General features: G+C 34.5%; 15 protein-coding genes. 12 read left to right on the forward strand and 3 right to left on the reverse strand.

Features of this window, described 5'->3' with window-relative positions:
- Positions 1-8: 8 nt before the first annotated feature.
- The gene (locus OLM57_RS01495) at positions 9-2,426 is read left to right on the forward strand and encodes a DUF5916 domain-containing protein (protein ID WP_264565472.1); all 2,418 of its coding nucleotides are present in this window, start codon (positions 9-11) and stop codon (positions 2,424-2,426) included.
- A 242-nt stretch (positions 2,427-2,668) separates the two neighbouring features.
- Positions 2,669-4,186: a 2,3-bisphosphoglycerate-independent phosphoglycerate mutase gene (gpmI, locus tag OLM57_RS01500; protein WP_264565473.1), complete on the forward strand. Its 1,518-nt coding sequence runs from the start codon at positions 2,669-2,671 to the stop codon at positions 4,184-4,186.
- A 72-nt stretch (positions 4,187-4,258) separates the two neighbouring features.
- On the opposite strand, the gene OLM57_RS01505 is transcribed toward gpmI, so the two are convergent.
- On the reverse strand, positions 4,259-5,533 hold the full coding sequence (locus tag OLM57_RS01505; RefSeq protein WP_264565474.1) for an acetyl-CoA hydrolase/transferase family protein: 1,275 nt from the start codon (positions 5,531-5,533) through the stop codon (positions 4,259-4,261).
- A 145-nt stretch (positions 5,534-5,678) separates the two neighbouring features.
- On the opposite strand from OLM57_RS01505, the gene OLM57_RS01510 reads away from it, so the two are divergent.
- Genes OLM57_RS01510 through OLM57_RS01525 form a run of 4 tightly spaced genes read left to right on the forward strand, consistent with a single transcriptional unit; the run spans position 5,679 to position 10,779 of the window.
- Positions 5,679-6,353 (forward strand): TetR/AcrR family transcriptional regulator, encoded by a 675-nt coding sequence (locus tag OLM57_RS01510; RefSeq protein ID WP_264565475.1) that lies wholly within the window; start codon positions 5,679-5,681, stop codon positions 6,351-6,353.
- 4 nt (positions 6,354-6,357) lie between these two features.
- Positions 6,358-8,016 (forward strand): peptidase domain-containing ABC transporter, encoded by a 1,659-nt coding sequence (locus OLM57_RS01515; RefSeq protein ID WP_264565476.1) that lies wholly within the window; start codon positions 6,358-6,360, stop codon positions 8,014-8,016.
- A gap of 4 nt (positions 8,017-8,020) precedes the next feature.
- On the forward strand, positions 8,021-9,370 hold the full coding sequence (locus tag OLM57_RS01520; protein WP_264565477.1) for an HlyD family secretion protein: 1,350 nt from the start codon (positions 8,021-8,023) through the stop codon (positions 9,368-9,370).
- A gap of 35 nt (positions 9,371-9,405) precedes the next feature.
- On the forward strand, positions 9,406-10,779 hold the full coding sequence (locus tag OLM57_RS01525) for a TolC family protein (RefSeq protein ID WP_264565478.1): 1,374 nt from the start codon (positions 9,406-9,408) through the stop codon (positions 10,777-10,779).
- 66 nt (positions 10,780-10,845) lie between these two features.
- On the opposite strand, the gene OLM57_RS01530 is transcribed toward OLM57_RS01525, so the two are convergent.
- Positions 10,846-12,099, reverse strand: coding sequence for a DUF445 domain-containing protein (locus OLM57_RS01530; protein WP_264565479.1), 1,254 nt, complete (start codon positions 12,097-12,099; stop codon positions 10,846-10,848).
- Between the two features lie 210 nt (positions 12,100-12,309).
- Between OLM57_RS01530 and map the strand changes: the two genes are divergently transcribed.
- From map to pruA, 6 genes are all read left to right on the forward strand, one after another.
- The gene (gene map / locus OLM57_RS01535; protein WP_264565480.1) at positions 12,310-13,128 is read left to right on the forward strand and encodes a type I methionyl aminopeptidase; all 819 of its coding nucleotides are present in this window, start codon (positions 12,310-12,312) and stop codon (positions 13,126-13,128) included.
- Positions 13,128-13,892, forward strand: coding sequence for a class I SAM-dependent methyltransferase (locus tag OLM57_RS01540; protein WP_264565481.1), 765 nt, complete (start codon positions 13,128-13,130; stop codon positions 13,890-13,892). Before map ends, OLM57_RS01540 begins: the two co-directional genes overlap by 1 nt.
- 118 nt (positions 13,893-14,010) lie before the next feature.
- The gene (locus OLM57_RS01545; protein ID WP_264565482.1) at positions 14,011-16,920 is read left to right on the forward strand and encodes a DEAD/DEAH box helicase; all 2,910 of its coding nucleotides are present in this window, start codon (positions 14,011-14,013) and stop codon (positions 16,918-16,920) included.
- Positions 16,921-16,981: 61 nt separating this feature from the next.
- Positions 16,982-18,247, forward strand: coding sequence for a DUF5103 domain-containing protein (locus OLM57_RS01550; RefSeq protein WP_264565483.1), 1,266 nt, complete (start codon positions 16,982-16,984; stop codon positions 18,245-18,247).
- Between the two features lie 85 nt (positions 18,248-18,332).
- Positions 18,333-18,719 carry a Co2+/Mg2+ efflux protein ApaG gene (apaG, locus tag OLM57_RS01555; RefSeq protein WP_264565484.1) on the forward strand — a complete coding sequence of 129 codons (387 nt, stop codon included), beginning with the start codon at positions 18,333-18,335 and terminating at the stop codon, positions 18,717-18,719.
- A 94-nt stretch (positions 18,720-18,813) separates the two neighbouring features.
- The gene (gene pruA / locus OLM57_RS01560; protein WP_264565485.1) at positions 18,814-20,442 is read left to right on the forward strand and encodes an L-glutamate gamma-semialdehyde dehydrogenase; all 1,629 of its coding nucleotides are present in this window, start codon (positions 18,814-18,816) and stop codon (positions 20,440-20,442) included.
- 112 nt (positions 20,443-20,554) lie between these two features.
- Here pruA and rsmG read toward each other — a convergent pair whose 3' ends face one another.
- A complete protein-coding gene (rsmG, locus tag OLM57_RS01565) occupies positions 20,555-21,184 on the reverse strand; it encodes a 16S rRNA (guanine(527)-N(7))-methyltransferase RsmG (protein ID WP_264565486.1) in 630 nt (209 codons plus the stop codon).
- Positions 21,185-21,265 lie beyond the last annotated feature (81 nt).

Raw genomic sequence — 21,265 nt, forward strand, 5'->3', positions numbered from 1 at the left:
TGCCTGTCATGAAAAAATTGTTTCTAGTAAGTTTCCTATTTTGCTCATTTATTGGCTTATGCCAGAAGAAAACTTTGCAAACAAAATTCATTTCTGAAAAAATTTCACTTGACGGTAAATTAGACGAAACCGCTTGGCAATCCGTACCTATTGCTACCAATTTTATCATGTTTCAACCCGATAATGGCAAAACTGTAGCCGAAAACAAAAGAACCGAAGTTCGCGTTTTATACGATAATGATGCTATTTACATAGGAGCATTATTATACGACGATGAGCCGGGCAAAATTTTAAAAGAAATCAACAAACGAGATGAATTTGGCACTGCCGATTTTTTTGGTGTTTTCATTAATGGTTACAACGATGGTCAACAGAATTTCGAGTTTTTTGTTAATGCTGCCGATGGACAAGCCGATTGCTTGGCAACAGACAGCAATGGAGAAGATTATTCCTGGGATGCAGTCTGGGATAGCAAAACCACAATTACAGATTTTGGATGGGTGGTAGAAATGCGCATTCCGTATGCAGCAATGCGCTTTTCGAGTGAACAAAAACAAACTTGGGGTATTAATTTTTTTAGAGAAATAAGACGGGATCGCGAAAAATATTCTTGGAATTTTATTGATTCGAAAATCGGGACATTTACTCAACAAAATGGAACTCTGGATGGAATCGAAAACGTAAAAACACCTACTCGGCTTTTCTTATTGCCTTATGCTTCATTTTACGCTTACGCCAATGCCTATCAAAAAACGTATGGAGAATTAAAAGGAGGATTGGACATAAAATATGGGATAAACGACGCTTTTACATTAGACGCCATGCTTATTCCTGATTTTGGCCAAACCAAATACGATGACAAAGTACTCAACCTAACACCTTTCGAACAACAATTTAATGAAAACAGAGGTTTTTTTACTGAAGGAACCGATTTGTTCAGCAAAGGAAACATTTTCTATTCCAGAAGAATTGGTGGTCCTCCCGCCTATACACCGGTTACAAAAACAGAAGAAGAAATTATTGATAATCCGGCAAATATAAACTTATACAACGCTATTAAAGTCTCGGGAAGAACAAAAGGCGGATTGGGAATTGGTTTTCTGAATGCAATTACCGAAAAAACGTATGCTACAATAAAAAACACAACTACTCAAGAAACCTACAGGGTAGAAGTCGAGCCCGTAACCAATTTTAATATTTTGGTTTTGGACCAAAGATTCCATAAAAACTCATCGGTTTCTTTTGTAAACACAAATGTAACAAGGAATGGTTCTTTTAGAGACGGGAATGTTTCGGCATTGGTTTGGGATTTAAACACCACAAAAAACACTTATAATCTTTCTGGAAATTTTGAATATAGTTATGTAAATGATATCGAAAACAAAAAAGACGGAATTAATTCGACTTTAAATATTGCCGAAACAAGCGGTAAATACCGCTACAGTTTAGGCACAAACGTGGTTACAAAAGACTTCGACAGTAACGATTTGGGGATTAATTTTGAAACTAATTATTATAGTTTTTACGGAAACAGCAGTTACAGAATTCTGAATCCTACCAAAATTTTCAACTCATTTAATACCAACATCAATCTGTACACTCAGTTTCAAAAAGAAACAAACAAAATGCAAGCGGATGAATTAAACATTAATGTAAATACAACTACAAAAAAGAATCATTACGTAGGCTTTGGAATAAACTACAGACCTATTGAGGTCTATAATTATTACGAGCCAAGAATGCCTAATCGATACAGTTTTGACCCAGTAAGACTTGGCGGATGGTTCTCAATATCTAGCAATTACAACAATAAATTTGCTTTTGACGTTTATCCTTCCGCGGCTATTTTAAAAGAGTCCGGAAGAAGATCCTACGGTATTGAAATTAGCCCGCGCTATCGTTTCAACGACCATTTGGCATTGAATTACAATTTTAATTATTTTAGACAAAATAACAATAAAGGATTTGTAGATAATAGTTTGGGAAATAAAAATTTACCACCAAACACCATTATTTATGCCAATAGAAATGTTGTCACTTATACCAATACACTTAACGGAAAATATTCATTAAACAGTAAAATGAATTTTGACCTTTCTGCACGTTATTATTGGTCTTATGCTGAAAACAAAAACTTTTATACGCTGCAGGAAAATGGCAGACTAGCTGCAAACGACACTTATAATGAAAATAAAAATTTTAATTTAATCACCTGGAACTTAGATTTATCCTATAATTGGTGGTTTGCACCTGGAAGCCAACTCACAATTTTATACAGAAGCAATGCCAATAAATATGATAATGAAGTAAACAAAGATTTTGGAGGCAATTACACTGGATTGCTTACAAACAATGTTTTGAACCATGTTTTATCAATTAGTGTGAAATATTTTATTGATTACAATCAGGCGAAAAACATATTCTAATTGCTTAATAACAAAGATATCTTATACACAGAACCATTCTTTTTATAGGACAAAAAACTCCTCAAAAATCTCATTTTACACATTGGGTTTTTGAGGTTTTTTTTTGCATTTATTGAAATAAAAATCACTTTTTACAACACATTTTTAAGTATTTGTTGCACTTCTCTTTTTTATGTATAATAGTAGTTTTGACTCACTTATATTTTTCGGGAAACCGTTATCTTTGCAAAAAATTTCATACCATGAACAAAAAAGTAATTTTAATGATTTTAGACGGTTGGGGGAAATCTCCTGACCCGAAAGTTTCTGCAATTGATAATGCAAATGTTCCGTTTATAAATAGTCTTTATACAAAATACCCAAGCGCACAACTTAGGACTGATGGTTTACATGTTGGTCTTCCAGAAGGGCAAATGGGAAACAGCGAAGTAGGACACATGAACCTAGGAGCTGGAAGAATTGTTTACCAGGATTTGGCCAAAATCAATCTTGCCGTAGAACACAAAACTTTGGTAAAAGAAAAAGTGTTACTTGACGCTTTCGAATATGCCAAGCAAAACAACAAAAAAATACACTTTTTAGGATTACTTTCTGATGGTGGTGTACACTCTCACACTTCACATTTACGAGGATTAATCGATGCCACGCAAGATTACGGATTGGACAATGTATTCGTACATGCTTTCACAGACGGTCGTGATGTGGATCCAAAATCTGGTAAAAAATACGTTCAGGATTTAGAAAATTATATTGCCAATACTACCGTAAAACTAGCATCTATAACTGGTCGTTATTATGCAATGGACAGGGACAAACGTTGGGAAAGAGTAAAACTGGCTTACGATGCAGTAGTTAATGGTGAAGGAAATCACTCAACCGATGCTGTTGCCAGCGTAAAAGAAAGCTACAAAAACAATGTAACTGATGAGTTCATCCACCCAATAATTATGGTGGATGATAAAGACCAACCTCTTGCTACAATTAAAGAAGATGACGTTGTTATATTCTTCAACTTTAGAACCGATAGAGGACGTGAATTGACCGAAGCGCTTTCGCAAAAAGATTTTCATGAGCAAAACATGCACAAATTACAATTGTACTATGTGACGCTTACCAATTATGATGAAACCTACGAAAATGTAAAAGTGGTGTACAACAAAGACAACATCACAGAAACACTAGGTGAAGTTTTGGAGAAAGCTAACAAAAAACAAATTCGTATTGCCGAAACAGAAAAATATCCGCATGTGACATTCTTCTTCTCTGGCGGACAGGAAATTCCTTTTCATGGAGAATCAAGAATATTGAGGAATTCTCCAAAAGTGGCTACTTACGATTTACAGCCAGAAATGAGCGCTTATGAATTGAAAGATGCTTTAGTTCCAGAATTAAACAAAGGCGAAGTTGACTTTGTATGTCTGAATTTTGCCAATGGCGACATGGTAGGACATACAGGAGTTATGAGCGCGGCCATAAAAGCCTGTGAAGCTGTTGATGCTTGCGTAAAAGAAGTAGTTGAAGCGGCTCTTGCCAATGATTATACAACTATCATTATTGCAGATCACGGTAACTGCGAAACAATGATTAATCCTGACGGTTCACCAAACACAGCGCATACAACGAATCCTGTGCCAATTATTTTGGTAGACAAAGACTTAAAAACCATACATGATGGAGTTTTAGGTGATATTGCCCCTACTGTTCTTGCTTTGATGGGAATCGAGCAGCCAGCAGCAATGACTTGTCATTCATTACTATAAATAAAAAGCGTCAATTGGCGCCTTTTTAATAAACCAAAATGGGTGTAAATTTAATTTTTACACCCATTTTCTTTACATTTTATCCAACAAATAAAAATATTCTTTTTCGATACTTTCCTGATGATTGGGATGAGCAATCCGAACCAATTCGGCAGCACGTTGTTTTAATGTTTTACCATATAAATCGGCAATTCCGTTTTCGGTAATTACATAATGAATATGTCCTCTTGTAGTGACCACACCAGCACCTTGTTTCAAGAAAGGAACAATACGACTTTGACCATTTTTTGTGGTTGATGGTAAGGCAATAATCGCTTTCCCACCATCACTCAAAGAAGCCCCTCGAATAAAATCCATTTGACCGCCAACACCAGAATACATTCTCGGTCCAATAGAATCGGCACAGACCTGACCGGTCAAATCGACTTCAATAGCCGAATTAATAGCTATCATTTTTGGATTTTTCCTGATTCTAGCGGTATCATTTACTGTGGATGATTCCCGTAATTCGATAAAAGGATTATCATCAACAAAGTCATATAAGCGTTTGGAACCTATTAAAAAAGTAGACAACACTTTGCCTCTCAATGATCCTTTATAATTACAATTAATTACATTGCTTTCAATCAAATCGATTACACCATCCGAAAACATTTCGGTGTGCAATCCTAAATCTTTGTGATTACCCAATTTACTTAAAGCAGCATTAGGTATAGAGCCAATTCCCATTTGAAGTGTGCATCGATTCTCAATCAAGGAAGCTATAAAAGTTCCTATCTTGTCTTCTTCCGCAGTAAACGGCTCTACTTCATGCGAATATATTGGTGTATTAACAGCTACTAAATAATCTATCTCGGAAACATGAAGTATTCCATCACCAAAAGTTCTTGGCATTTGAGGATTTACTTGAGCAATTACAATTTTAGCATTCTCAATCGCAGCAACTGTTGCTTCAACAGAAACCCCAAGAGAACAATATCCGTGAATATCTGGAGGCGAAACATGGATAAATGCAACATCTAATGGTAGTACATTTTTACGAAACAAATGAGGTAACTCACTCAAAAAAACAGGAGTATACGACCCATTTCCTGCTTTTAAAGTATGTCTCACATTGGCACCTATAAAAAAAGAATTAACATGAAAACTATCTGCCAATTCTGGATTCGCATAACGCGCTTCTCCCTCGGTATGCAAATGGCAAATTTCTACATTTCGCAATTCAGCTGCTCTTTCTGTCAAAGCATTAGCCAAAATTGTCGGCGCTGCTGCTGCTGCCTGAAGATACACTCTATCCCCAGATTTAACGACTTTTACAGCATCTTCTGCAGTAATATACTTTTCCATAATTGTTTAATTTCTAACAAATATAAAAATTTGTGTGATTATAAAATATGACAAAACTCATAATGCTGCTAAACGATTTATAAATAAAAGTTAAAATCTCTTTTTTGAAAGTATTACTATTATATTTGCGCTAAAATATTTCAAAATGGATCAAATTCTTTCAAATATCAAAATTCAAATCAACGAGAAGCTTTATGTAAAAGACCCTGAGACTTCTGCATTAGGAAAAAAAATCATTGAAGAAAGTATTCTTTTAATTGATAGTATTGGTTTTGACAACTTTACCTTTAAAAAATTAGGAGAAAAAATAGGTTCCAACGAAAGTTCTATCTATCGTTATTTCGAAAACAAACACAAATTATTAGTATATTTATCTTCGTGGTATTGGAGTTGGATGGAATATAGATTGGTATTTGCAATTTCAAATCATTCAGATTCTTGGGAAAAACTAAAAAAAGCGATTTCAATAGTGACCGAAAAAGTGGAAGATGATCAAAAAACATTGCATATCAATGAATCTATTTTGAACAAAATCATTATTGCAGAGTTTACAAAAACATTTCACACTAAAGAAGTAGAGCAAGAAAACAAAGAAGGATTTTATACCATTTACATTAGAGTCATCAACAGATTGACAACTATAATTAAAGAAGTAAATCCTGAATATTTGTATGCAAAAAGCCTTGCTTCTAATATAGTTGAAGGAGCGTTGCACCAACACTTTTTAAAAGATCATATGCAATCCATAACCGATTGCAATCAAACTATAAATCCAACCCATTTTTATTTCGACTTAATTGAAAAAATACTTAAAAAATAAAAATATGACTTCATTAAAAAGACTATTCAACCTTTTAGAATTAGACAAAAAAGATGTTTCACAAATCTTTTTCTATGCTATTTTTGCTGGAATCGTGAGTTTATCATTGCCTTTAGGTATTCAAGCTATTGTAAACTTTATTCAATCTGGACGAGTAAGTGCCTCTTGGATAGTTTTGGTAATTTTAGTCGTTATTGGGGTAGCTTTGGTAGGTATCTTATCCTTAATGCAATTGCGTATCACAGAAAATTTACAACAGAAAATGTTTGTGCGCTCGTCATTCGAATTTGCATCTAGACTACCCAAAATAGAATTCAAAGAACTTTATGGTCATTATCCTCCAGAATTAGCCAATCGCTTTTTTGACACTTTAACGATACAAAAAGGAACTTCAAAATTATTAGTCGATCTTTCGGCTGCTATTTTACAAATCGTTTTTGGTGTGATATTATTATCCTTATACCATCCTTTCTTTATTGTATTCGGACTTTTATTATTGGTGCTTTTATATATCATTTTTAAATTTTCGTATAATAAAGGAATCCAAACCAGTTTGAAAACCTCCAAAAACAAATACAAAGCAGCGGGTTGGTTACAAGAAATCGCCCGGAATAATTTTAGTTTTAGAAACGAACTGAACTACGATTTTGCTTTAGAAAAAAACAACGGAATCATAAAAGATTATTTATACTGTCGCGAAAGTCACTTTAACGTCATCAAGAGACAATTCAGCCATCTTATTATTTTCAAAGTAATCATCACGGCCAGTTTATTAATCATTGGCGGCTACTTGGTTTTGAGTCAAGAAATGAACATTGGACAGTTTGTTGCAGCAGAAATTATTATTTTATTAGTTATAAGTTCGGTAGAAAAAATCATTCTTGGGCTTGAGACTTTTTACGATGTATTGACAGCTGTGGAGAAAATTGGTCAAGTTACCGATATGGAATTAGAAGAAGAAATTACTGTTGAAAACAAAAGTTGTTATACCAATATCAGTCTTGAAACCGAAAATATGAATTTTCAATTTCCAGGAACAAATTTTGGAATTCTAAACAATATTAATTTAAAAATAGACTCCGGCGAAAAAATTATAATCGATGGAGAAAATGGTTCCGGAAAGACAACCTTGATTCGAGTGCTTTCCGGTTTATTACATCCGACTTCTGGGAATTTCTTTATCAATGATGACACCTTTAGAAAAATTGATATTAAACAATATCGCTCCAGAATTGGAAGTATTATTCAGGGTGAAACACCATTTGAAGGAACAATTCTTGAAAATATCACTTTTAATGATAAAAGCATCAGTACCGAAGATTTAAAATGGGCTTTAGATGGACTGCAACTTACTAGTTTTATAAAAACATTACCCAAAGGTTTAGACACTAAAATATTTCCGGAAGGCAAGGAATTATCCTCTTCCAATGCGCAAAAAATATTGTTGGCAAGAAGTATTATTCACAAACCAAATATTTTATTTTATGAAGAACCAACCGATAAAATGGATGTGAAAGTAGCCAATGAAATCATCGACTTTATTACTTCCGAAAAAAACAAATGGACGGTTATCGTTTCTTCTCAAAATCCTCATTGGCTTACCAAATGTACCCGAGAAATTACGATGCAAAAAGGAACAATTCTATCAGACACCAAAAAATAAGAGTATGCTAAATATATCCGACAAAAACCCGATAAACAACAAAGCTCTTGAAAAATATTCTACAGTTAAGGATTTGAGCAACAGACCACATTATAAGATTTTGAACAGAATAATACTTGCAGTTTCCATTATTGGTATAATTGCACTTTTCTTGCCTTGGACACAAAACATTTCAGGCACAGGAGCTGTAACAACATTAAAACCCAATCAGAGACCTCAATCGATTCAATCTGTTATTTCGGGTCGAATAGAAAAATGGTATGTTCAAGAGGGAAATTATGTAAAAAAAGGTGACACTATTCTTTTTATATCCGAGATAAAAGAAGATTATATGGATCCTAATTTGGTAAAAAATACCAAAAACCAAGTAGATGCCAAAAAACAATCGTTGGAATCATATGGCTCGAAAGTAGCAACGCTTTCTGTTCAAATGCAAGCCATAGAAAGAGAAAAAGGCTTAAAACTCAAGCAAGCTGATAATAAAATAAAACAAGCTCGTTTGAAAATAAAAAGCGACAGTATGGATCTTGAAGCGGTAAAAACACAATTAAAAATCGCAACCACACAATTCAATCGTTCCTTGCAATTAAACAAAGAAGGCCTAAAAGCGTTGTCTGATGTGGAAGAAAAACGATTAAAACTGCAAGAAGTTGAAGCTAAAATCATCACGCAAGAGAATAAATTTTATACCAGTAAAAATGAATTCATCAATGCCGAAGTAGAAATCAATCGAATAGCAGCAGAGTATTCCGAGAAAACATCCAAAGCACAAAGTGACCAATACACGGCGATGAGCAATCAATATGATACTGAAGCTCAAGTAAGCAAATTGGAAAATCAATACGCCAATTACAGCATTCGAAATGGAATGTATTACATCAAAGCACCACAAAGCGGTTATATTAACAGAGCTTTGCAGTCCGGAATTGGTGAAACTATAAAAGAAGGAACTCCTATCGCCACGATTATGCCTTCTAATTATGACATTGCTGTAGAATCCTTTGTAGACCCAATTGATTTGCCTTTAATCAAAAAAGGAGAAAAAGTAAGAGTTTGGTTTGATGGTTGGCCAACAATTGTATTTTCTGGATGGCCTGATATGTCTTATGGAACTTTTGGTGGTGAAGTCGTAGCTATAGAAAACTTTATCAGTGACAATGGAAAATTCAGAATCCTAATTGCTCCAGACAAAAACGAAGCTCCTTGGCCTAAACAATTAAGCATCGGATCTGGTGCTCAAACCATAGCTTTGCTAAACACAGTTCCAGTTTGGTTTGAATTTTGGAGAACACTTAACGGTTTTCCTCCCAATTATTACAAAGGAAAAGAGAAACCTTCAAAAGAAAAGAAATAATGCGACACCTTATTTTTATACTAATTTTATTTGGAATGTCAATTCATGGACAAACCAATAGCGAATCTACTTTACCGCCAAATCTCAAAGAAATGAGTTACAATGAGTATTTAGGCTTTGTAAAAAAGTACCACCCATTGGTAAAAAATGCAAATTTGGAAATCAGTAAAGCGCAAGCTAACCTGATGATGGCACGTGGTGGATTTGACCCAAAATTGGAATTGAATTATAATAAAAAACAGTTTCAAGGAACCGAATATTATTCGATTTTAAACAGTAGTTTCAAAATCCCAACTTGGTACGGAATAGACATAAAAGCAGGATTTGATGAAAACGAAGGGTATTATCTTGACCCCCAAAACAAAACCCCTAGCAATGGATTGACTTCGCTGGGAATTAGTGTTCCTCTTGGGCAAGGATTACTGATTAATCAAAGGATGGCCGATTTGCAAAAAGCTAAAATTCAAGTCAAATTAAGCCAAGCAGAGCAGAAGTTAGAAGCTATTGCCGTTTTATACGATGCTTCGGTAGCGTATTTTAATTGGAAGAAAAATTACGAAGAATATTTGCTTTATGAAAATTACAGCACCAATGCCCAAAAGCGCTATGAAGGAATTGAATCTTTAATCAAACAAGGAGACAAACCCGCAATTGACAGCGTTGAAGCCGGAATTGTTGTTAAAAACAGATTGTTGGCACTCGAAGATTCAAAATTAAAATTAACAAAAGCAAAACTAGAATTATCCAATTTTCTTTGGTTAGAAAACAACATACCATTGGAACTAGCAGATGCTATCATTCCAGAAAAAAAATTAGGCCAAACTATTCAGGAAACACTTAATATTAGTGATTTAGTCAATCAGGAATTTTCGTTGATAAACCATCCAAAAATTGAAGCCTTACAAAGTAAAATCGATTTGTTGACGGTAGAGAAAAAAATGAAAGCCAACATGCTTTTGCCTAAAATTGATGTAGGATATTCGTATTTGGCACAACCCAATCCGACCAAACCCAACAGTTCTGACAATTACAAAGTAGGAGTTGATTTTTATTTCCCTTTGTTTTTAAGAAAAGAAAGAGGCGGTTTGAAACTAGCGCAATACAAAATCCAGGAAACTGAGTTTACACGAGATTTAGAAAAAGTACAATTATCAAACAAAATAAGCGCCCAAAAAACAGAAATTCAATCTCTGACCAATCAACAAAAATTAATCAACAAATTGGTTACTGATTACGATACAATGCTAAAATCCGAGGAGCGATTATTTACTCTAGGGGAAAGTTCGCTCTTTCTTATTAACACAAGAGAAAATAATTTAGTGAGCGCACAACTTTCACAAATTGCATTAGAAAATCGGTTTTACACTTCCAACTCAGAATTGTATAAAATTATGGCCAACCCGAATTGATTTATGGTAAAATTAAGAAGAGAGGTTTTTCACAACAAAAAAATCTCTCTTTCTTTTAAAATACAATCAGTTTATAAAATTATGCAACACAAGTTCAACAGCATAAATTATAAGTCCCACCAAACCTCCCACAAGCGTTCCATTTATTCGAATGTATTGCAAATCGCCACCAATTTCTAGCTCTAATTTTTTGGAAACTTCATCGGTATCCCAACTTTTAACTGTAGATGAAATCAAGTCACCAATCATTTTTTTGTTATTAATGAGTACCGAAAGCACATCGTTCTTGACAAAATTATTAATCTTATCCATCATCAACTGATCGGCCTGTATTCCTTTTCCAAAACTCTGAATCATATTGGCAATGCTATTTTTTATTGTTGACTCCTCTTTTTGATTTAAATCATTGGCAATAGCCGTTTTAATTTCCAACCAAATACCGTTAATGTAATCTTGAACTTCTTTTTTATTGGCAAAACCAAGAACCAAATCATTGATTTTTTGTTGCATTTCGGGTGATTCTTTCAACTCGATTATGAAATCCACCACATAGTTATTTACTTTTTTTCGAATAATACTGTCTTGATGACTTGCCTGCTCCAGAAAATTATACAGTCCATTAAAAATTCCTTCTGTTATTTTCTTATCGGCCAAGCCAAAAGAAAGAAATGGAGTCGAACTTTTAACTTTTTCTTCAATTACGTGTTTGTTGTTTTGCAATTCTACAATTAACGTTTTCAACACATTGGTAACCAACTCTTCTTGTTTATCGCTTTTGGCCAATGATTCCAAACCAAGAGCAATCCATTCGGCAAAATTTACTTTGCTTAATTTACCACTAAACTGGGTTTGTATAAAATGTTGAACTTCTTCATCATCTATCGTTTTCAAAAGGCCAGGAATCACGTTTTCAGCAATTAAATTGGCTACCGTATTGGCATTTTTTACATCAATTAACCAATTGGAAGCTTTTATAGCCACATTAAATTGATCGATTTTCAGTTCTAATTTTTCTTTTATCAAAAACTCGTCTGAAACAAAATTCCCCAGATTCTCCCCAATTTTATCTTTATTACTCGGAATCAAAGCGGTATGCGGTATCGGAATTCCAAGCGGATGCCTGAACAAAGCCACCACCGCAAACCAATCGGCAATTCCACCCACCATCGCTGCTTCGCTAAACGCTTTTAACCAATTTAACTTATAGACATTGGCAACCACAAAAAGAACCACTGCAAAACCCAATAAGATAAGCGCATTTCTTTTCATTTTTGTCAAATTCAGTTCTTTTTTACTATCTTCTTCTATGGATGTATTCATAATGTAACGAATTGATTTCTTAGCTAATTTAAGCAACTAAACTTTAAAAAATAACCGCAAGGTACACAAAGAATACGGCAAAGTGCACTAAGTTTTGCGGGCATTGCGCCTCCTTTGCGAGTATTGCAGTTAAACTTAAAAATTAAAACAAACCCAATACAAAAGAAATAATTTTAAAAGTGTATTTTTGCACTCTGAAAATTCGAAAATATGATTATTCAAAAAACCCGTGAGGAAATAGAATTAATGCGCGAAAGTGCCTTAATCGTATCAAAGACATTAGGAATGATTGCTTCTGAAATAAAAGAAGGAGTTACCACATTATATCTTGACCAAAGAGCCGAAGAATTCATACGCGATCACGGCGCAGTCCCAAGTTTTCTTGGACTTTATGGGTTCCCGAATTCATTGTGTATGAGTCCTAATTCTCAAGTGGTACACGGAATCCCGAACAATAAACCTTTAGAAAGCGGTGATGTGATTTCGGTAGATTGCGGTGCTTTCAAAAACGGTTTTCACGGAGACCACGCTTATTCTTTTGAAATTGGCGAAGTTGCCGAAGAAACTAAAAAATTACTTCAAATTACCAAAGAATCTTTATACGTTGGAATCCGAGAATTGCGAGCTGGAAACCGTGTGGAAGATGTTGGAAATGCTATACAAAAATATACCGAAGCACACGGTTATGGTGTGGTTCGAGAATTGGTTGGACACGGTGTAGGACAAAAAATGCACGAAGATCCCGAAATGCCAAACTACGGAAAAAGAGGTCGTGGAAAGTTACTAATCGAAGGAATGGTTGTGGCTATTGAGCCGATGATCAATATGGGAACCAAAAACATTAAACAACACAAAGACGGTTGGACAATCACCACTGCAGACGGAAAACCTTCCGCGCATTTTGAACACGACGTAGCCATTATAGATGGGAAACCTGAGATATTATCTACTTTCTATTACATCTATAAAGAATTAGGGATTGTGAGCAATGAAGAAGATGAATTTAGAAAAATCCCATTAGTTGTATAATGAAAAAACTCTTTAAACTTATACTAAATACCATCCCTCGTCCTTTATTAATTAGGCTGAGCTATGTGGCACGTCCTATTATCGCTTTCACTTTAAAAGGAAATAATTTCACTGATCCTATCGATGGGAAAAGTTTCAAATCAATGTTGCCTTATGGCTACGAAACACAACGCAACAATGTGCTTTCACCAAGCACACTTTCATTAGAGAGACACCGTTTGCTTTGGTTGTACCTAAATGAGCAAACCGATTTTTTTACCGCTCCAAAGAAAGTATTACATTTTGCACCGGAACAAGCTTTTTATAAACTGTTCCGCAAGCAAAAAAACCTGGATTACACCACAACCGATTTATTTTCACCATTGGCAGATGTAAAAGCGGACATTTGTAATTTACCTTTTGAAGACAATCAATACGACGTCATTCTTTGCAATCACGTTTTGGAACACATTCCGGATGACACCAAAGCCATGCAGGAATTGTACCGTGTTTTGAAACCGGGTGGAATGGCTATTTTACAAATTCCACAAGATTTAAAAAGAGCCGTAACCTTTGCTGATGATACGATTACCGACCAAAAAGAGCGTGCCAAAATATTCGGGCAATACGACCACGTACGTATTTATGGACGTGATTATTTTGATAAACTGAGAAGCATTGGTTTTACAGTTGTAGAGGAAGATTACACCAATAAAATAGCTCCCGAATTGGTAGAAAAATATTGTTTGGCAAAAGGCGAAATCATTCCTGTTTGTTTTAAATAATTATTTTACAATAAGTTAAAAACCATATAAATTCCACAAATTTACACAAATCAACAGGTGCAAATTTGTGGAATTTGTCTTTTAAAGAATCTAATTACAATCAAATACCCTTTTGCTTTTGGAAACTAAAAATTCCTTTCAGTTCTGCTTTGATATCAGTTTTGAAAAAAGACTAAATACCTATATTCCGACTGCTTATATTGTAGGCCATTCTGAAGCTATTACGTATTTAGACAAGAAAGCGAGTCCACAAGTTCTTGAAGGTTTTGATGTGAATGTTGAAAATTTAGATGCAAATACCAAAAAAGTTTTATCGCTTTGTGAATCACTCAAGCCCGAAGTCATTTTAAAAAAATTCGGCAAAAACCGTAAATCTGCCAAAACGATTGATGATTTACTCAAAGACTCTAAACTAGAATTTGGAATTCGGCAATTCATAAAAACGAATTTAGACCAATTTTACAATTTAGTTTGCCAAAATAATTTTCCGCTCTCGCTGAATCTGGGAAAAGAAAAAGATTTTCGCATTAGCCGAATTGACACTACTAATCCAAAATTGGAAACCAGTCTTCAATTTGACAAACACGAAAACGGAATTTCTTATACATTACTTTTAAAAGACGAAACAACAGCATTCTATCCTTCAAACACCGACATCACAATACTTTTGGACGAACCGGGTTGGCTGGTTGCTTACCATAAATTGCACCTTCTAAAAGACATCAACACCAAAAAAATCATTCCTTTTTTGAAAAAGAAGACCATCGAAATTCCTTCGAAAATGGTTTCTGAATACTTTGAAAAATTCATCAAGGATGTGGCAAAAAAAGCAGACATAAAAGCCACCGGATTTGCAGTCGAGCTAAAAGACAAAATCAAATCCTGTTCGCTTCAGTTGGCGCATGATTTTTTTAAAAACACCTATTATCTGAATCTTTTATTCGACTATGACGGCTTTAGTTTTGATAATAGCAAAACCAAGAAAATCCATTCCGAAATTGACACCCGCAATTTGGATGAAATCAAAGTGATTCAATATAAAAGAACAGCAGCCGAAGAAGCATCATTTGAAAACAAATTGCATGAAATCGGCTTTATAAAAACGGAAACTGGGCTTTTCGAGCTTTCTCCAAAAACAGGAAAACAAGACACTTACGCAACTATTCAATGGGTTATAGAAAACCAAGAAGTTCTTGAATCTTTAGGTTTTTCTACAGAAAATCTGAAAATCGACAGTAAGAAAATCGACACTCATAAAGTGGCAATTCAATTTTCGAATGAAGTCAAAAGCGATTGGTTTGACATCAAAATGGCAGTCGTTTGTGAAGCATTTCAATTTAATTTTAACGAAATTGTTCCAAATATAAAAAATCGAAACCGACTCTTTCTTTTGCCAAACGGCAACTATTTTTTGATTCCGATTGAATGGATGACACTTTACGGACCAATGTCAAAATTGGCGAAAGTACAAAACGGAAATCTTACGTTTCCTAAAAGTAATTTTGCTGTTTTAGAAGGAATTCCAGAACTTAAAGATTCAATAAATTTAAAAGGAGACATCGAATATCAACCTTCCTCATTGGTAAAAGCCACTTTAAGACCTTACCAAATTGAAGGAGTCAAATGGCTTTTGGAACATTACAACAATGGTTTAGGCGCTTGTTTGGCGGATGATATGGGATTGGGAAAAACATTGCAAACCTTGACTACATTGGTTGCCGTTCAGGAGCAATTGGATTTTGAAAAAGCCGAAGATATTCAACTCGATTTGTTTGGCAACGAAATACCTGTACCAAAAGAGTACCTGAAAGCATTGATAGTTCTACCTTCGCCATTGGTTTTTAATTGGTACAACGAAGCCCGGAAATTCACACCGCATTTCCGCAGAGTGCAATACATTGGCAGCGACCGTAAACTGCTCTCGAAAAAATTAGAAAAATACGATGTGATTTTTACCAGTTATGCGGTCGTTTCCAGAGACATTTCGATTTTGGAAAAATACAATTTCAGGTATTTGATTTTGGACGAAAGTCAATACATCAAAAACAAGAATTCTAAAATTTTCAAGGCTATCAATCAAGTAAAAGCCAGTCATAAAATATCATTGAGTGGAACTCCCATAGAAAACTCACTCGATGATTTATGGTCACAAATGCAATTTATCAATCCGAATATATTGGGAAGTTATGCGTTTTTTGCAGAAAATTATAAATTCCCAATAGAGAAAAAGCAAGACGAAAACAGTTTATTGGAACTGAAAAATCTTATCAGCCCATTTATTTTACGACGCACCAAAGAACAGGTTTTAAAAGACTTGCCGGAACTCTCTGAACAGATTTTCTATTGTGAAATGGAACCCGAACAAGAGAAATTGTACGAAGAAGAAAAATCAAAAGCCCGAAACTCGTTATTAAAAACAGATGGTTCTGGATTAGATAAAATCAACATCATTAATACATTGATGCGTTTGAGACAATTGAGCAATCACCCGAAAATGATTGATTCCAAATCGGAAATGGATTCGGGAAAATACATTGCTGCGACTCGCTATTTGGAGACTTTGGTGCAATCCAACCAAAAAACGATTGTTTTCAGTTCGTTTGTGTCCAATTTGAATTTTTACAAAACCTGGTGCCACGAAAACATAATCGATTTTTGCGAACTAACTGGAGAAACTCCTTTAAAAGAAAGAGAATACCAAGTCAGTCGTTTCCAAGAACAGGAAAAACCATTGTTGTTTTTTATTTCTTTGAAAGCGGGTGGCGTTGGTCTCAACATTACTAAAGCATCTTATGTTTTGTTTCTGGATCCTTGGTGGAATCCCTTTTCGGAAAAACAGGGAATTGGCCGTGCGCATCGCATTGGACAACTAAATAAAGTAAATGTGATTCGGTTTATCACCAAAAATACCGTTGAAGAAAAAATCATTCGGTTACAGGAAAGCAAAAAATTATTGGCTGATTCGCTTTTGGATGAAAATTATATGAGTGCAGAAATTGAGGAGAATTTAGATTTTATATTGGAATAACCAAATCCTCATCCATCAAATATATCCTTATAATTTCCGTTTATTTGTATATTTACAATTCATGAACGATAACTCCATAATGAAATCAATAGCTGTTTTACTTTTTTCTTTCTTTTGTCTAACTGCTACCGCACAAGTAGAAACTGAAATTGCACCTCCGTTTAACATTAAAACCGTTTCTTTTGTTCAGAACAGCAATAATGTAGTACCTATATTTAAACTTGGTGACGCGTTTCAATTTCAATTTGATGACTTATTTGGTACCGAGACCGATTATTATTACGAAATCACCCATTGTGACTATAATTGGATTCCTTCCGATATTCCAAAAAGTGATTATTTACAAGGGTTTGATAGTCAAAAAATTCAAGATTACAGTAATTCCTTTAATACTTTACAGATATATTCCCATTATAGTTTAACACTCCCGAATCAATTTTCCCGATTATTATTAAGCGGAAATTATATTCTTAAAATTTTAAATTCTGATAAAGAAGTTGTCCTGACAAGAAAATTTGTTCTCTATGAAGATCTTGTTTCAATTTCTTTAAAAACAAAAAAGCCCCGTACCGTTAACTTTTTAGATACCAAACACAACTTAGAATTTGAAATCAAATCCGATCAGATTGTATTTCAAAACCCCATGCAAAATCTAAAAATTGTATTACTCCAAAACGGCAAATTAAATACTGCCTTAAAAAACATTGCTCCACAGTATGTAATAGGAAATACTTTTGTCTATAAATATGATAAAGAAACCCAGTTTTGGGCGGGAAACGAATTTTTGTATTTTGAAACCAAAGACATTAAAAATGCCAACAATTATGTGAGTTACGTTAACTCTGACAATGAAATTTACAACACTCATTTGTATACCAATAATGATCGGGCGAATTTACCCTACTCCAATTTTACAGATATCAATGGAAATTTCAAAGAACTCAATATAAATGGAACCAATTACAAGATTGAAGCCGATTACTCTTGGGTTTATTTTAGTCTGTCTGCTCCTATTGCAGCATCAAGTTCTTCTATTTACGTTGTCGGAATGTTTAATAATTACAGCACTTCGCCTGAATACAAAATGGATTACAATTCAAAAAACGGACTATACGAAAAAGCGCTTCTAATCAAACAAGGATTTGTAAATTATCAATATCTTATGGTCAATAACAAAGGAGTGATTGACCAAGAAAACGCAATTGATGGTAACTTTTACCAAACCGAAAATGAATATACTGTTTTGGTTTATTATAAAGGAAATGCCGATCGCTATGAAAAAGTAATCGGTTATGAGGTTGCAAATTCAATAAACATAACAAATTAGCAAAAGATTGGGAATAAAAATTTAGAGACACTACTATTTTTTTTTGTAAATTTGGCGACATATAGTACTTAATTAGCTATTAATCATGGTTTCACAAATAACAAGAGGCATAAAAATTTCCGTTTTGACTAGTTTTGAAGGTACGTACTTCAAAAACTACAAGATTCATTTTGCCTTTAGTTATGAGATTACCATAGAAAACCATAGCAAAGATTCGGTGCAATTAACTTCTCGCCATTGGGAAATTTATGATTCTTTGAATGATTTAGAATTTGTGGATGGTGAAGGCGTAATTGGCAAAAAACCAGTTCTAAAACCTGGCGAACAACACACCTATAGTTCAGGTTGTTTGTTATCCTCTCCTTACGGAGCGATGAAAGGATATTTCAACATGATTAATTTTACTTCTACCAAATCTTTCAAAGTTATTGTGCCTACTTTCAGAATGTGTGCGCCCTTTGCATTGAATTAATTTGACTTTAATTATGACATTTTTATCATAATTTAAAACTTTCCTTTGTACTTTTGCATCAAATTTCTAATTGTTTACATTTAATTATAAAGATATGCTAAAAGGATTTTTCAATGTACCCAAAGCGGTAAATGAGCCTGTAAAAAGTTACGCTCCCAATTCACCAGAAAAAGCAGCAGTTCTGGCGGCTTACAAAACCATGTGGAATTCTAAAATTGACGTGCCATTGTATATTGGCAGCGAAGAAATTAGAACTGGCAATACCAAAAACATGACAGCTCCTCATGATCACCAACATATTGTAGGAACTTATCATCAGGCTGAAAAATCACATGTTGAAAAAGCGATTGCTAATGCTCTTGAATCAAGAACAGCATGGGCAAATATGGCTTGGGAACAGCGCGCTGCTATTTTCTTGAAAGCAGCCGAATTGATTGCAGGTCCTTACAGAGCAAGAATAAATGCCGCAACAATGATTGCGCAATCCAAAAATATATTTCAGGCAGAAATTGATGCTTCTTGCGAATTGATTGACTTCTTGCGTTTCAACGTTGAATTCATGTCGCAAATTTATGCAGATCAACCAAAATCTACTTCAGATATGTGGAATCGTTTAGAATATAGACCACTTGAAGGTTTTGTCTATGCAATCACACCTTTCAACTTTACAGCTATTGCTGCCAATCTTCCAGCCAGTGCTGCCATGATGGGAAATGTAGTAATCTGGAAACCAAGTGACAGCCAAGTATTCTCTGCAAAAATCATAATCGATGTATTCAAAGAAGCAGGAGTTCCTGATGGCGTTATTAATGTCGTTTTTGGAGATGCTTTGATGATTACCGATACCGTTTTGGCCAGTCGTGATTTTGCCGGAATTCATTTTACAGGATCAACACATGTTTTTAAAGACATTTGGTCAAAAATTGGAACCAACATACACCACTACAAAACGTATCCAAGAATTGTTGGAGAAACTGGTGGTAAAGATTTCATCATTGCCCATCCAAGTGCCAATGTAAAACAAGTAGCTACTGGAATTGTACGTGGTGCCTTTGAATATCAAGGACAAAAATGTTCTGCAGCTTCAAGAGCTTATGTACCGCAAAGCTTATGGCCAGCATTAAAAGAGCAATTAATTACGGATACAAAATCAATGAAAATCGGTTCTCCGGAAGATTTTGGAAACTTCATTACTGCTGTGATTCATGAAGGATCTTTTGATAAATTGGCTGGTTTTATTGACCAAGCCAAAAAAGATGCTGATGCAGAAATCATCGTTGGTGGTAATTACGATAAATCTGTTGGTTATTTTATTGAACCAACTATTATAGTAACTACAGATCCTCAATACACAACTATGTCAACCGAATTATTCGGACCCGTTATGACGATTTTTGTTTATGAAGATGCAAAATGGTCTGAGACATTAAAACTAGTTGATACTACATCCGAGTATGCACTAACTGGAGCAGTTTTCAGTCAAGATCGTTATGCGATTGAAGAAGCTACAACCGCTTTACAAAATGCTGCTGGGAACTTCTACATCAATGATAAACCAACAGGTGCTATTGTAGGAATGCAACCATTTGGCGGTGCAAGAGCTTCTGGTACCAATGACAAAGCAGGTTCTGCATTGAACTTATTGCGTTGGGCCTCTCCAAGAACAATCAAAGAAACATTTGTAACTCCAACCGATTACAGATATCCATTTTTGGGAGAATAACTTTTAGTCATAAAATCGAAAGTTCGAAAGTCTCATAGACTTTATAAATATAAAAGCCGAATCTTAAATTTAAGATTCGGCTTTTTTAATTTATACCTTTTCACTTTCAGACTTACACCACAAACTTCAAAGGCAAATGCACAACTTTCTTAGTTTCAAAAAATTCATCCTCAAAGAAATCGGAAATGTTATATTCGGTGGCTTTCGGAAAATCTTTTAGTTCTTCGGTTAAGTCACCGCCTTTTAGATAGAGAATTCCGTTTTTCAATTCGTGCTTATTTTGCTTCTTTATTTTGGTTTTTACCCAAGAAACAAAATCAGGCATATTGGTCACGGCGCGACTTACAATGAAATCAAAATCACCTTTCACATTTTCGGCACGAAGCTGTTCGGCTTTTACATTTTTCAATTCTAAAGCTTCGGCGACAGCCTGAACCACTTTTATTTTTTTGGCAATAATATCGATCAGAAAAAAACGAGTCTCCGGAAAAAGAATAGCCAAAGGAATTCCTGGAAATCCTCCTCCGGTCCCAACATCAAGCACATAAGTTCCAGGCTCAAACTTATTTACTTTGGCAATAGCCAAAGAATGCAATATATGTTTGGTATACAATGAATCAATATCTTTTCGAGAAATAACGTTGATTTTTTCGTTCCAATCGTGGTACAAAAAATCCAATTTTTGAAACTGTTCCTTCTGATTATCAGACAGGTTAGGAAAATACTTTAGAATCTCATCCATCTTAAAAATTTTTAACAAAAGTACTGCTTTTAGGTTAGAAATATTTAACTCAATATTGTATGTTCAAGATTTATATTGGTT

The sequence above is a fragment of the Flavobacterium sp. N3904 genome, assembly GCF_025947305.1.
Lineage (GTDB): Bacteria > Bacteroidota > Bacteroidia > Flavobacteriales > Flavobacteriaceae > Flavobacterium.